Source organism: Photobacterium andalusiense (genome assembly GCF_900185625.1).
Taxonomy (GTDB): domain Bacteria; phylum Pseudomonadota; class Gammaproteobacteria; order Enterobacterales; family Vibrionaceae; genus Photobacterium; species Photobacterium aquimaris.
Genome location: NZ_FYAJ01000007.1, coordinates 58,977 through 73,353, shown reverse-complemented (window position 1 = coordinate 73,353; position 14,377 = coordinate 58,977). Strand labels below are relative to the sequence as shown.

General features: G+C 40.6%; 13 protein-coding genes. 4 read left to right on the top strand and 9 right to left on the bottom strand.

The genetic code is table 11. The features are described from left to right. Window positions 1-23 precede the first annotated feature (23 nt). From prfB to xerD, 4 genes are all read right to left on the bottom strand, one after another. Window positions 24-1,122, bottom strand: a protein-coding gene (prfB, locus tag PAND9192_RS15290; RefSeq protein ID WP_107204539.1) for a peptide chain release factor 2 whose coding sequence is annotated in 2 segments (ribosomal slippage) — window positions 24-1,046 and window positions 1,048-1,122 — 1,098 coding nt in all. Because the reading frame shifts where the segments join, the coding sequence is not laid out codon by codon here. Window positions 1,123-1,290: 168 nt separating this feature from the next. Next, on the bottom strand, window positions 1,291-3,015 hold the full coding sequence (gene recJ, locus PAND9192_RS15285; protein WP_087854481.1) for a single-stranded-DNA-specific exonuclease RecJ: 1,725 nt from the start codon (window positions 3,013-3,015) through the stop codon (window positions 1,291-1,293). A 114-nt stretch (window positions 3,016-3,129) separates the two neighbouring features. Then, window positions 3,130-3,861 carry a bifunctional protein-disulfide isomerase/oxidoreductase DsbC gene (dsbC, locus tag PAND9192_RS15280; protein WP_087854480.1) on the bottom strand — a complete coding sequence of 244 codons (732 nt, stop codon included), beginning with the start codon at window positions 3,859-3,861 and terminating at the stop codon, window positions 3,130-3,132. A 161-nt stretch (window positions 3,862-4,022) separates the two neighbouring features. Beyond that, window positions 4,023-4,919: a site-specific tyrosine recombinase XerD gene (xerD, locus tag PAND9192_RS15275; RefSeq protein ID WP_060997638.1), complete on the bottom strand. Its 897-nt coding sequence runs from the start codon at window positions 4,917-4,919 to the stop codon at window positions 4,023-4,025. Window positions 4,920-5,132: 213 nt separating this feature from the next. Between xerD and fldB the strand changes: the two genes are divergently transcribed. Continuing rightward, the gene (fldB, locus tag PAND9192_RS15270) at window positions 5,133-5,654 is read left to right on the top strand and encodes a flavodoxin FldB (protein WP_087854479.1); all 522 of its coding nucleotides are present in this window, start codon (window positions 5,133-5,135) and stop codon (window positions 5,652-5,654) included. A gap of 80 nt (window positions 5,655-5,734) precedes the next feature. Here the strand turns inward: fldB and brnQ are convergent, their stop codons facing one another. Next, window positions 5,735-7,051 (bottom strand): branched-chain amino acid transport system II carrier protein, encoded by a 1,317-nt coding sequence (brnQ, locus tag PAND9192_RS15265; RefSeq protein ID WP_087854478.1) that lies wholly within the window; start codon window positions 7,049-7,051, stop codon window positions 5,735-5,737. Between the two features lie 383 nt (window positions 7,052-7,434). Between brnQ and PAND9192_RS15260 the strand changes: the two genes are divergently transcribed. Together PAND9192_RS15260 and srmB are read left to right on the top strand one after the other, a co-directional pair. After that, window positions 7,435-8,145 carry a tRNA1(Val) (adenine(37)-N6)-methyltransferase gene (locus tag PAND9192_RS15260; protein ID WP_087854477.1) on the top strand — a complete coding sequence of 237 codons (711 nt, stop codon included), beginning with the start codon at window positions 7,435-7,437 and terminating at the stop codon, window positions 8,143-8,145. A gap of 195 nt (window positions 8,146-8,340) precedes the next feature. Continuing rightward, entirely contained in the window at window positions 8,341-9,591 is a 1,251-nt protein-coding gene (gene srmB / locus PAND9192_RS15255; RefSeq protein WP_087854476.1) for an ATP-dependent RNA helicase SrmB, read from the top strand. Between the two features lie 82 nt (window positions 9,592-9,673). Here srmB and yaaA read toward each other — a convergent pair whose 3' ends face one another. Then, complete coding sequence (yaaA, locus tag PAND9192_RS15250) at window positions 9,674-10,450, bottom strand: peroxide stress protein YaaA (protein ID WP_087854475.1); 777 nt, start codon at window positions 10,448-10,450, stop codon at window positions 9,674-9,676. Between the two features lie 108 nt (window positions 10,451-10,558). Continuing rightward, the gene (locus PAND9192_RS15245) at window positions 10,559-12,007 is read right to left on the bottom strand and encodes an alanine/glycine:cation symporter family protein (protein WP_087854474.1); all 1,449 of its coding nucleotides are present in this window, start codon (window positions 12,005-12,007) and stop codon (window positions 10,559-10,561) included. A 488-nt stretch (window positions 12,008-12,495) separates the two neighbouring features. Between PAND9192_RS15245 and PAND9192_RS15240 the strand changes: the two genes are divergently transcribed. Beyond that, window positions 12,496-12,678: a DUF3545 family protein gene (locus PAND9192_RS15240; RefSeq protein ID WP_060997631.1), complete on the top strand. Its 183-nt coding sequence runs from the start codon at window positions 12,496-12,498 to the stop codon at window positions 12,676-12,678. A gap of 67 nt (window positions 12,679-12,745) precedes the next feature. Here PAND9192_RS15240 and ung read toward each other — a convergent pair whose 3' ends face one another. Beyond that, on the bottom strand, window positions 12,746-13,408 hold the full coding sequence (gene ung, locus PAND9192_RS15235; protein ID WP_087854473.1) for a uracil-DNA glycosylase: 663 nt from the start codon (window positions 13,406-13,408) through the stop codon (window positions 12,746-12,748). Between the two features lie 3 nt (window positions 13,409-13,411). Then, on the bottom strand, window positions 13,412-14,260 hold the full coding sequence (gene nfo, locus PAND9192_RS15230; protein ID WP_087854472.1) for a deoxyribonuclease IV: 849 nt from the start codon (window positions 14,258-14,260) through the stop codon (window positions 13,412-13,414). Window positions 14,261-14,377: the final 117 nt, after the last annotated feature.

Below are 14,377 nucleotides of genomic sequence, written 5' to 3'. Positions count from 1 at the left end.
CTTAAAATTTTACTGAAATTCAGTTACAGACCTGATTTCAAGCTTGCTTCAATAAAACGGTCTAAATCACCGTCCAGTACTGCTTGGGTGTTTCTGTTTTCCACCCCAGTACGTAAATCTTTAATGCGGGAGTCATCCAATACATAAGAACGGATTTGACTGCCCCAACCAATGTCAGATTTAGTATCTTCACTGGCTTGTTTTTCAGCATTTTGCTTTTGCATTTCATATTCAAACAATTTTGCTTTTAACTGCTTCATTGCTTGATCTTTATTCTTATGCTGAGAGCGATCGTTCTGACACTGCACCACAATATTGGTTGGCACGTGCGTAATACGTACTGCCGATTCAGTGGTGTTTACGTGCTGACCACCTGCACCAGATGCGCGGTATACGTCGATACGTAAATCAGAAGGGTTGATATCAATAACAATATTGTCATCAATTTCTGGATATACAAATGCTGAAGCAAACGAAGTATGGCGACGACCGCCGGAGTCAAACGGTGATTTACGAACTAAACGGTGTACACCGGTTTCAGTACGTAGCCAACCATAAGCATACTCTCCGCTAATACGAACAGTAACAGATTTAAGACCAGCAACATCACCATCAGAGATTTCAATAATTTCGGTTTTAAAACCTTTCGCATCCGCCCAACGCAAGTACATGCGCAGCATCATTGAAGTCCAATCTTGTGCTTCAGTACCACCAGAGCCTGCTTGAAGGTCGAGATAGCAATCAGAACTATCATGATCGCCAGCAAACATACGACGAAATTCTAACTTAGCTAACTTAGCTTCAAGTTCAGCTAACTCAGGTTCAATCTCATCAAAGGTTTCTTGATCGTCTTCTTCAACTGCTAACTCAAGTAAGCCCTCAACGTCTTCAACGCCTTGGTCTAACTGGTCAATAGTTTCAACTACCGCCTCCAACGCTGCACGTTCTTTACCTAACGCTTGAGCGCGTTCAGGTTCATTCCATACATCTGGTTGCTCTAGTTCTGCATTTACCTCTTCTAGACGCTCTTGTTTAGCATCATAGTCAAAGGTACCCCCTAAGGATATCAGTACGTGCTGACACATCCTCAAGTCGGTTTTTAATAGGATTAATTTCGAACATCGCCACGCTTCATTACCGAAATAGATATAACCGCAAGATTCTATCGAATTGTAGATAGAATATACAGAGGGAGAGAAAGGTTATCAGAAAATTAATCAAAATATGGTGACAATCTAGGCTGTAAACACCAAGATCCTCACCATTAATCACTTCATAACCGAATTAGTATTATTTCGCTGCTAAGTGTTCAACCATCAATTGTACACTACGGTTACCGCGAAACTCATTGACATCGAGACGATACACTAACTCAATCTGTTGCACTGAAGCATCAGGCCAACGCTTTAGATCGACGTTAAATGCAATTGCATCAATGACACTACCACCCGCTAGCGGCTCAACCATCATTTTTAGATGTTTACCCGCCACCAGCTTTTGATGTAATAGTCGAAACGTACCGTCAAAGGTCGGCTCCGGAAATTGCTGCCCCCACGGCCCACCTGCACGCAGAATTTCTGCGGTCTCAAGTGTTAATTCATTCGATTGTAATTCGCCATCACTAAGCAAAACACCTTGGAGTGCATCTTCATCAAGAACTTGTCGTACCGCGGTATCAAAGGCAACACTAAACGCCTCTAATTGTGATTCCGGAATGGTTAATCCTGCCGCCATTGCATGACCACCAAACTTTAAAATCATTCCAGGATGTTGAGTATCAATCACATCCAATACATCACGCATATGCAATCCTACAATAGAACGACACGAACCTTTGATTTCGCCATTACCTGCATCAGCAAACGCTATCACTGGGCGATGGTATTTATCTTTAATACGAGAAGCTAAAATACCAATCACACCTTGATGCCAATCACGTTGAAACAGCACTAATCCATAAGGCATATTGTGCTGATTAAACTGCAATCGCTCACAAATCGCGAGGCCTTCTTCTTTCATTCCTTGTTCGATCTCTTTACGAGTTTGATTAAGCGCATCCAGTTCAGACGCCATACGACGCGCCGCTTGAATGTTGTCACACAATAATAACTCAACCCCAAATGACATATCATCTAAGCGCCCAGCAGCATTAATACGTGGCCCTAATGCAAACCCAAGATCGCTAGCTACTAACCGCGCTGGATCACGGTTAGCAACTTCAATTAACGCCTGAATACCAGGGCGACATTTACCAGCACGAATACGTTGCAGCCCTTGATGTACCAAAATACGGTTATTACCGTCTAATGCCACCACATCAGCAACAGTGCCTAATGCGACTAAATCAAGCAATTCAGCCAGATTAGGAACGGCTAACGCTTGTTGTTCAAACCAGCCGTTATTACGTAATTCAGCCCGTAGCGCTAACATTAAATAAAACGCCACCCCAACGCCGCATAATGCTTTTGATGGAAAGCCACACTGATCAAGGTTTGGATTTACCATCGCATCAGCTTCAGGCAAACAATCACCAGGCAAGTGATGATCGGTAACCAGCACTTTGACCCCTTGTGCTTTTGCTGCTGCAACACCGCTAATCGAAGAAACACCGTTATCAACCGTCATGATCAACTCAGCCCCACGCTCAATCGCTTGTTGCGCTACATCAGGGCTTAAACCATAACCGTCATCAAATCGATTCGGAACTAAATAATCTACATTACGACAGCCCAACATTTTTAAAGCCAAAACAGATAATGCAGAGCTAGTGGCACCATCGGCATCAAAATCACCGACAATAATAATACGGGTATTATTAGCCAATGCCGTCACTAACAACTTAACAGCATCGCTCATACCGTGAAGTTGGTTATAGTTAAGTAGCCCTTTAGCGCCGCGTTCCAGCTCAGCGTCATTGCTAATACCACGACTGGCATAAATACGTTGTAAAATAGCGGGGATTGCACTAGAGAAGCCTTGAGGATCGGCAACAGGACGACGCTTTATTTCTATCATAATAACGGCTTCTTTAAGGGAATGATTATCTTTTCATCTTAACCAAATCACCACCAACAAAAAAGCCTGATATCAGTATCAGGCTTTATATTCAATGACGCAGTGGGTTATCAGTTAGTTAGCTTTTGCTTTGCTATCTAATAACTGTAGCAATGCTGCTGGCGGTTGGTAACCAGGGATCATCGTGCCATCTTCAAGCACGATTGCAGGCGTTCCATTCACACCCATCGCAACACCTAATTGATATTGCTCCATCACTAAATCAGGACGTGGGGTGATCTTTGATTCATCAAAAGTGCCATTTTTCGCGTCATGCATCGCTTTAGCACGATCTTTAGCGCCCCAAATTGCACTCATCTGGTTGAAATTACTTGAACGCTCGCCACCGCGTGGGAAAGCAAGGTAACGTACTGTAATACCGGCATCGTTATAACCTTGCATTTCATTATGCAATTTACGGCAATAACCACAGCTGGTGTCAGTAAACACAGTCACCACATATTTTTCATTTTTAGCAGGATAAACAATCATGTCTTTATCCATACCCGCCAATTTAGCTTTATTTAACTGTGCCATTTTTTGCTCAGTTAAATTAATCGGCTCAACACCAGTATTTTGGTATAAATGCCCCGCTAAGAAATATTGTCCGTCATCAGAGGCATACACAACACCACGTTCAGTCACAACTTCATTAACTCCCGCCATCGGTGAGGCTGTAATTGAGCTTGGCGTTAAACCAATATTTGAAAGTTGCTTAGTGATAGCTGCTACATCAGGTTTTGCAACCGCAGAAAAAGCAGTCAGTGCAACAGCCGTAGCCAGCACGGTGCGACGAATAAAATGCATCTTGTTATTCCCTTTTAAAATGATGACTATCTCGATATAACTACAGACCGAGATCACAACTATATAGTTTCAATTACACTACTATTTTTATGTCCGCAGCATAAATGAAGTATCCCTAAATACAAATATTATCGCTAGTTTTATCTAACAACATCTCATAATTATGCACGAGGATGGTGGCTTTGATGCAATTGTTTCAATCTTTCCGTCGCAACATGGGTATATATTTGAGTGGTTGATAGATCACTATGACCAAGCAACATTTGTACCACTCGCAAATCTGCGCCGTAATTAAGCAAGTGAGTCGCAAATGCATGCCGCATTACATGGGGTGATAAAGTATCAGCATCAATGCCAGCTAACACCGCATAATATTTAATTCGATGCCAAAATGTTTGGCGTGTCATTTGCCTTGCACGTCGGCTAGGAAATAACACATCTGAACTTTTTTCACCTAATAATACTGGCCGACCACTGTCAATAAACTGCTCAATCCAATCAACGGCATTTTCACCCATTGGCACTAAACGTTCTTTATCACCTTTACCTGTCACCCTCACAACACCTTGGCGTAAGCTGACTTTATCCATGGTTAAAGTTACTAACTCTGTCACACGCAGCCCGGTGGCATACAATAACTCCAACATTGCTTTATCACGTAATTGCAGTGGGTCATTAACATCAGGCGCTTCTAATAAGGCATCAACTTGCGCTTCAGTAAGATCTTTAGGTAGCCGTTGTGGCAATTTAGGCGTAACCAGCATCGCACTAGGATCATCTACACGCACTTTTTCACGGTACAAATATTGAAATAAACGTCGAATAGCGGACACCATTCGTGCCCGTGATGTTTGTTTATAATCTTGATCAAATAGCCATAATTGATAACGTTGTAAATCATCAATCGAAGCCTGAGATAGCGCAATATTTTGCTGCTGCATCCATTGCTGTAATTTTTTTAAATCATTGCGATAAGAAGCAAGAGTATTTTCAGATAACCCTCGCTCCATCCACATCGCATCGAGAAAGCGTTCAATAATAACATCGTCGGTTACCATTTTTACCTCGCCATAAGCTGTGTCGTAAGACGGTTTAAATACATGGATAAAAACACAGTAATTAGCGCATGATAGGATATTTATTCTGAAAAGTAACCTCGTTCTCTGTTTATTAATCTTAAACTTATCGCTTTCAATGCCAGCCGAGTCTTGAGCTCAAACAACAATAACGAGTACACTTTAATCTAATAATAAGCACACAAGGTACACGACATGAAAATTGGTTTGTTTTATGGCTCAACCACCTGCTATACCGAAATGGCAGCAGAAAAAATTCGTGATTGCCTCGGGGCTGAACTCATTGAATTACATAACATTAAGCACACGCCAGTAGCAGAAATGAACCAATATGACATGTTGATTTTAGGCATTTCAACCTGGGACTTTGGTGAAATCCAAGAAGATTGGGAAGCAGTGTGGCAACAACTTGATGGTTTACAATTACAACAAAAAACAGTGGCACTGTTTGGTCTTGGCGATCAGGAAGGTTATACCGAGTGGTTTTTAGATGCGATGGGCATGTTGCACGATCAACTCTGCTCTACTGGGGTGCAATTTATCGGTTATTGGCCCAATGATGACAGCTACCAATTTCAAGCATCAAAAGCGTTAACGGCAGATGAACAATTTTTTGTCGGTTTAGCGTTAGATGAAGATAGCCAATATGAATTAAGTGATGCTCGCATTGAGCAATGGTGTGAACAAATCATGCTGGAATACGCCCAACTACCATAAGAGCTCAATGGCTATAAATGATATAACACAAAAAAGGGATGCTGATATAGCATCCCTTTTAGTTAAACAATAACAGATCATTACACTACAACAGTATCACTATGATTATTGTTGGTCTTAGCACCGACAAAGCGGGTTATCACCAGTGCAATCAAGGTTGGTAATACCCAGCCCATACCGTAATTAAATAGTGGTAAGCTACTGAACATTGATACATCAAACTGCAGGTATTTCGCCACATCAATCATGCTAAAGATAAAAGAGACCAACAGCACAACACGGTAAGCTAAACGTGGATTCGGTAACCATTTACGCACTAAAGTTAGTGCTACCAGAGCAATCGCGACAGGGTACAAGGCAAATAGTACTGGTATCGATAATGAAATCAGCGTATTTAAACCAACATTTGCCACAACAGCACACACGATAGCTAATAATACCGCCCACTTTTTATAAGATAGTGGCGTTAGCGTACTAAAGTAATCAGCACAAGCACTGATTAGGCCAATCGCGGTGGTTAAACATGCTAGCAATACAATGCTCGATAAAATAATTTGCCCGGCTGAGCCAAATAACGCCATCACATACGTTGTTAAAATAGCGCCGCCATTACCTACACCAGCAGCAATACTCGCACTGGTCGCGCCAAGATAAAACAATGATACGTACACAAACGCTAAACCTGCAGCTGCAATTAAGCCAGCATAGATAAGATATGTACAAGTGGTCTTATCATCGGTTATACCTTTGCTACGAATCACATCAACAATCAACATACCAAACATCAGCGCTGCAAAGGTATCCATAGTGTTGTAGCCTTCCAGGAAACCTTTGGTAAACGGTTGAGTAACATATTCACCTTGCGCCGCAATGATGCTGCCTTGCGGATTCATAAATACCGCAATCGCAAGTATCGTCAACACAACAAATAAAGCAGGTGTTAAAAATTTGCCAATCATGTCGATCAATTTACCGCGAGACCAAGCAAAAAACAGTGCTACAGCAAAAAAGAGAATAGAAAAAATAGTTAAGCTGGTTTGACTAGCATCAGTAATAAACGGTTTTACAGCCATTTCATAGGCAACAAGACCGGTACGAGGTGCAGCGAACGCTGGGCCAATAATGATAAAAATCAATACCGCCATTAAGGTCGCTACTTTTGATGGTAAATCTCGGGTTAATCCACTCCAACCACCACCAGCAATAGCGACTGCGATAATACCAATTAAAGGTAAGCCAACCGCGGTAACTAAAAAGCCTGACATTGCAGGTAACATATTCTCACCAGCTAGCTGTCCTGCTAATGGTGGAAAAATGATGTTGCCCGCACCTAAAAAGAACGCAAAGGTCATAAAGCCTAGCGCGATAATATCTGTTACTTTGAGTGTTTTTTTCAAACTGCACCTTCCACTCGCTAATGGGTTATATTGTGTCTGCATTTTTTATAATAAGTAGCACCTAATATATATCGCTATAATTATTGTGCCTCGTAGCATAATGACTAAAAATAATACCCTTAGCAATAGACCAGATAAAAACACCATATAATCCAGTTAACCAGCTAATAAACTGAAACTAACAACCAATTTCAAACCAATAAACAAAATAAAAAGCCATTTTAAACCACAAACACCATACTTACAAAAAAGATATAACAACTAATTAACAGTAAATAAACAGTTTATTATCAAATGTGATTTTTTGATTATATCACCGTCGTTTTATATGCTTTTGTATATTTTATAAACCTAACAGTAATACTGTCACCCAAGGATCCATCATGAGTCGCAGCTTTAGTTTTAAACAATTTACTATCAATGATCACGGTTGCGGCATGCCGATCAGTACCGATGGAGTATTATTAGGCGCGTGGGCAAGATTACCGCAGCAAGGGCATATTGTTGATATTGGTACCGGTAGTGGCTTATTAGCATTAATGGCTGCACAACGTACATCTGCAACAGTGATCACTGCGATTGAATTAGATGCCACAGCCGTAACAGCCGCAACAGCTAACTTTGCTGCATCACCATGGCAGTCTCGCTTACAATGTATTGACAGTGACATTACTCACTGGTGTCAAGCTATTGCAGCTGCATCGATTGATAGTATTATTTGTAATCCACCTTATTTTAATACTGGTCAGCAGGCACAACAACAACACCGCGCGACTGCACGCCATACCGATACTCTTAGTCACCAACAGTTATTGGCGACTATTCGTCATTTGTTAACCACTGATGGCTGCGCCAGTCTTATTCTACCGACTTATGAAGGCCAGCAACTGCTCACTCAAGCTGCGGCATACGGTTTATACTGCCAACGCCGTTGTGATGTTCGTTCGACACCACACAAACCGTTTATGCGCACATTGATTGAATTAACAAAAAATTGTGCCATTACTGAGCAACACCAGCTTTGCATTCATACTGAAAACAGCTATTCATCTGATTTTATTGCACTTACTAAAGATTTTTACTTGAAAATGTAATCGCTAACAGCATAAAACTTAATTCTATAATGGTGAATATTGATCATTAACTGAAGTTTTTATGTTTTAATCGGTGTTACTTACGCCAAGAGTGGCTATAATGCCGCCCCTTAATATAAATACCCATGTTCTGGTTACGCTTTAAAAGCACAGTGACGAGAACATATTTAGCATTTGTCTTGGGAGAGATAACTGGTGAAAGACTTTTCCGAATTAGAGTTAGATAGCGAGCTATTACGAGCGATTGACGAGATCGGCTATAGCCGCCCAACCGTAGTTCAAGCGCAGGCTATCCCTCATGCCCTTGACGGTAAAGATGTCATGGCTTCTGCACCAACAGGGACCGGAAAAACCGCCGCGTTTTTACTGCCAATGATTCAGCACTTGCAAGATTTCCCGCGTAAAAAGCCGGGGCCTGCACGTGTACTGATCTTAACCCCTACTCGTGAATTAGCGATTCAAGTTACTGAGCATGCGCGTGCGCTGGCTAAATACACTAACTTAAAAATATTTACCATTACTGGTGGTATCTCTTACGATGAGCACGCTGAGCTACTAGGTAAAACGCAAGATATCGTTGTGGCAACACCAGGTCGTTTAATGGAATACATTGAGTCAGAGAAATTTGATTGCCGCGCAATTGAATGTCTAATTCTTGATGAAGCTGACCGTATGTTGGATATGGGCTTTGGTAAAATTGTTGAGCGTATCAACCATGAATGTCGCTGGCGTCGTCAGAGCTTATTATTCTCGGCAACTTTAGAAGGTAAAGGCGTACGTGAGTTCTCAGAAACAATTCTGAATGAACCACTTGAAGTCAATGCTGATCCTTCTCGCCGTGAGCGTAAGAAGATCCACCAGATGTACCTTCGCTGTGACAATATGGAGCACAAACTCGCTCTATTAGAAAACATCATTAAAGATCAAGCTGAACGCACCATCATCTTTGTGAAAACACGTGAGCGCCTAGCTATCCTTCGCAGTCAATTAGACGCAATGGGTATCCCTTGTAACTGGATTCAAGGTGAAATGGCACAAGCTGCGCGTACGAATATGATCACCCGTTTCCGTGATGGTGTGGTGAATGTATTAATTGCGACAGATGTTGCTGCTCGTGGTATTGATTTACCTGATGTTAGCCATGTAATTAACTTTGATTTACCACGTACAGCTGAAGTATATGTACACCGTATTGGTCGTACCGCTCGTGCGGGTAAGAAAGGCACAGCAATAGCCTTAGTTGAAGCACATGACCAAGGTATGATCGAGCGTATTAGTCGCTACATGAACGAAGAAATACCAGAACGCTTTATCCATGGCTTGCGTCCACAAACTAAGAAAGCAAGCACAGCCAAGAAAAAGAAAAAAGTAACTAAAAAAGTAAAAGAAGCGAAAGCGAAAAAGAAAATCAAACAAGCCGCTAAAAAAAGCCAAGCTAAATCGTAATTTCTCTTTTACAACATAGATAAAATAATAAGGCCAACCTAAGAAGTTGGCCTTTTTTTGATCTTAACAAACGATAACAACGTTAGTTTTGCTGTTCGCGCTTAAACACTAATTCTTTCGTCGTTGATTCTGCTGCTACGAAATAATAACCTGCGCAATCAAATTTCTTTAAGGCTTCAATCGCGGTGATTTGGTTATCAATAATGTAACGCACCATCATGCCACGGGCTTTTTTAGCATAAAAACTAATCACTTTATAAGTGCCATTCTTGCAATCTTTAAAAACTGGTGTGATTAATTGAGCATTCAACTGCTTTGGTTTCACCGCTTTAAAATATTCATTAGATGCAAGATTGATCAGAATATCATCGCCTTGTTCTGCTAATGCTTGATTTAATTTATCAGTAATAATATCGCCCCAGAACTGATACAAATTAGTTCCACGAGGATTGGTTAATTTGGTCCCCATCTCAAGACGATAAGGTTGCATCAAATCTAATGGACGTAATAAACCATATAAACCAGACAGCATGCGTAAATGCTGTTGAGCATAAGCAAACTGAGCTTCCGTCATGGTTTCAGCTGCAAGACCGGTATAAACATCGCCTTTAAAAGCCAATATTGCCTGACGTGCATTGTCTTGAGTAAATTGAGGCTGCCACTCAGCAAAACGAGCTGCATTTAGTCCAGCAATTTTATCACTGACCTTCATTAAGCTTGCAATATCCATTGGCGTAAGTTCACGGCAGACATCAATCAGTTCAGCAGAATGATCCGTAAGCTCTGGTAACGTAAATGTTGATGTTGCCAATGGCGATTCATAATCAAGGGTTTTAGCGGGGGAAACCACAATTAACATAAGGCTTTTTCCTTTAAAGTCTGACGTAATTAGACTACCACCATCACTTTAAAAAACCACCATCAACCATGATGGTTATTACTATTTTATTAATAGGTATTACAACAATTAGCGTATTGTTGTCTTTGATGACGAACAAGATTGATCCCAGACACCATCTTCAAGTTGACCCAATAATTCTGGGTAGTCTTGGCGGTTGAATGTTGGTACTTTTCCAAGTGATAATTGCTTATTGTAATCTTGAGCTAACTTAATCACCGTGCCTGAAAGCAATACTATTGCGGCCAAGTTAATCATTGCCATCATCCCCATTGAAATATCAGCCATCGCCCACACTGTTGGTAGATCAGCCAGTGCACCAAACATCACCATGCATAGCACTACCATTCGAAAAACATTTAGCCCAACTTTATGATTGCGTTCTAAAAAAATCAGATTGGTTTCGGCATAAGAATAATTGGCTATTAATGAGGTAAATGAGAAAAAGAAAATCGCAATCGCAATAAAAATACCGCCCCAATCACCGACTTGTGAACTAACTGCTTGTTGGGTTAATGCAATGCCAGTAATACTACTATACGGTTCATATTCACCAGACATTAAAATAATTGCCACGGTTGCAGAACAAATAACAATAGTGTCCATAAACACGCCCAGCATTTGCACATAACCTTGTGAAGCGGGATGAGGAGGATAAGGGGTTGCAGATGCTGCGGCATTTGGTGCTGAGCCCATACCGGCTTCATTTGAAAACAAACCGCGTTTTAGGCCATTAATCATACCTTGAGCAATGGTATACCCTAACGCGCCAGAGGCAGCTTCTTCAAACCCAAACGCACTACGAAAAATAAGCATTAAGATATGTGGCAGTTGCTCTATATTACTCAGCATAATAAATAATGCTAAACCAAGATAACATAACGCCATTGTCGGCACTAAAATCTCAGCTGTTCGTGCAATCGCTCGCAGACCACCAAAAATAATTATTCCAGTCAGTACAACCAGCCCCAAACCAACATATTGCGGCTGCCACCCAAAGGCAACCTCTGTCGCCTGAGTGATTGAATTAGCTTGTACCGCATTAAAAACCAGCCCAAAAGCGATGATAAGAAAGATAGAAAACATCACTCCCATCCAGCGCATTCCCAAGCCACGTTCCATATAATAGGCTGGCCCACCACGATAATTACCATCATCATCACGGGTTTTATACAATTGCGCTAATGTGCTTTCTGCAAAAGCAGTTGCCATGCCTAACATAGCAATTAGCCACATCCAAAAAATAGAACCAGGGCCACCCAGCGTTAACGCAACAGCCACTCCAGCCATATTACCAGTGCCAACTCTTGCTGCGAGACTGGTACATAAAGCTTGAAAAGAAGAAATTCCCGCCGCATCCGATTTACGGCTATTTTTCATTACCGCGAACATATGCTTAAAATGACGAAATTGAATAAAATTAAGCTGATAAGTAAAATAAATGCCAATACCAATTAGCAAATATATCAATATCGAACCCCACAACAAATCATTGATAAAGTTAATTTGACTGTTCACATTGATGCCTTCACTGATCGATAAAGAATGGTATAAAAGCCCTTACTTGTGCTGTTATCTGTCGCGAAAAAGAACACTAACGGCCACAATAACAATACTCCACAGGCATTCGTTATGATTTAAACTATAACTTTACAATTAAAGTATAAGACCTTTATTAAATAAAAATAATGTCATTCTCATTATTTTTACAATGTGTTACATAATCCACTAATAATAAAAAAACAATGATTATCGACCTTCAGTCATAGATAAATCTCATATTATAAGCAGCTCTGATAACATCACGTCCCAAAAGCTATAAAATCATTATTTAACACTATAATTGGTCGCGCTTTAACCAAACAATCACCATTCGTGATGTTATACACATAAATATTTCATCTTTTAGCAACAAATGAGAAACAGTTCAATTTTATTGTGAGTCATTCTATGGTAATAAATAATCTGATCGCTTACATCAAGCGAAAAGTAGGAATAGGTGCTTTATGGATAGCTTTGCATTCGACGATATGATGACTACTGATACTGTTTCACGCCGCTCTCGTGCAAAACCTGAGAAGAGAAAATGGCGTGAAATTGAAGCTTTGAAAGATCGTCAAAGACTACGTCGAGAACTACAAGATATGGATATGTGTGGTAGTTTCAATAGTGATGATTTTGATTTTTAGTAACAACCAATAACGGCCAGCTTCATTGCTGGCCGTTTTATTCTTGTAAAGAATATTTACCGCACGATTATAATTGCCAATCAATCGGGGTTTTATTCATTGCAATTAACAACGCGTTAGCTGCAGAAAAGTGCCTACAACCAAAAAAACCACGATAAGCAGACAATGGTGATGGATGAGCAGAGGTCAGAACATGATGTCGGTTGGCATCTATTTTTTTACCTTTTTTCTGAGCATGGGCACCCCACAATAAAAAAATCACCCCTTCGGTATTATCATTAATATATTCAATAGCGCGATCAGTAAACGTTTCCCAACCAATTTTAGCATGGGAATGGGCGTTACCTTGCTCGACAGTTAATACAGTATTAAGTAATAACACCCCTTGCTCTGCCCATGATTGCAAATATCCCTGCTCAGGAATAATAAATCCGTCAATATCAGTCGCTAATTCTTTATACATATTAGCCAATGATGGCGGTGTTTTTACACCGGGTAGTACTGAAAAACTCAACCCATGAGCTTGATTTGGGCCATGATAAGGATCTTGACCTAAAATCACAACTTTGGTCGCCATTAGTGGCGTGGTTGTAAACGCGTTAAATACATCTTTTTGAGGAGGAAAAACCGTTTTACCTTCAGCGCGAGCAAGTGTCACAGCTTGCTCAATATCCTTAAAATATGGTAGTTGTTGCTGCTGCTCGATAAATGCTTGCCAACTTGCTGTCATTTATTATTCCTCTTGTGCAAAACCACGTAACATCGCAATTTCATGCTGCCAGATATCAGGGTTAATGGTTTCTAATATTAACGGCATATTATTAAATCGACTATCTTGCATTAAGAAACGAAAACAGTCCCATCCAATCGTGCCCTCACCCAAACTATGATGACGATCTAAGCGACTGCCTAACTCACCTTTGGAATCATTTAAGTGCATTGCGCGTAAATATTGCATACCAACCACTTGATCAAATTCAGCAAAGGTCGCTTGTGTCGCTTCCATTGTTCGCAAATCATAACCAGCAGCAAAAGTATGGCAAGTATCAATGCACACCCCGACACGTGATTTATCGTCTACTTGCGAAATAATTTCGGCTAAATGCTCAAAACGCCAACCTAAGTTAGATCCTTGACCTGCAGTATTTTCGATCACTGCTATCACATCATCAACTTGCTGATGGGCTAAATTAATTGATTCTGCAATTAATCTTAAACATTCTGTTTCAGAAATTTTCTTTAAATGACTGCCTGGATGAAAGTTCAATAAATGTAAACCTAATTGCTGACAACGCTGCATTTCATCAATAAATGCTAACCGTGACTTTTCTAGCTTGTCAGTTTCTGGCGCACCTAAATTAATTAAATAAGAGTCATGCGGCAAAATAGCATTTGCATCAAAACCAAGTTGCAGACAACGGGCCTTAAATGCCGAGATGGTAGCAGCATCTAATGGCTTTGCTTGCCATTGACGTTGGTTCTTGGTGAACAATGCGAATGCCGTTGCATTTATAGCCTTGGCGTTAGCAGGAGCATTAAACACACCACCAGCCGCTGACACATGTGCTCCAATTAATTTCATAATCACTCTCAAAAATAACCATCAAGCAACATATTAACAACGCTAATGTCACTCGGAAAATTTAACATAAAAACCCACGTAAAATGACAACATATTCACCAGTGGTATATAGGGATG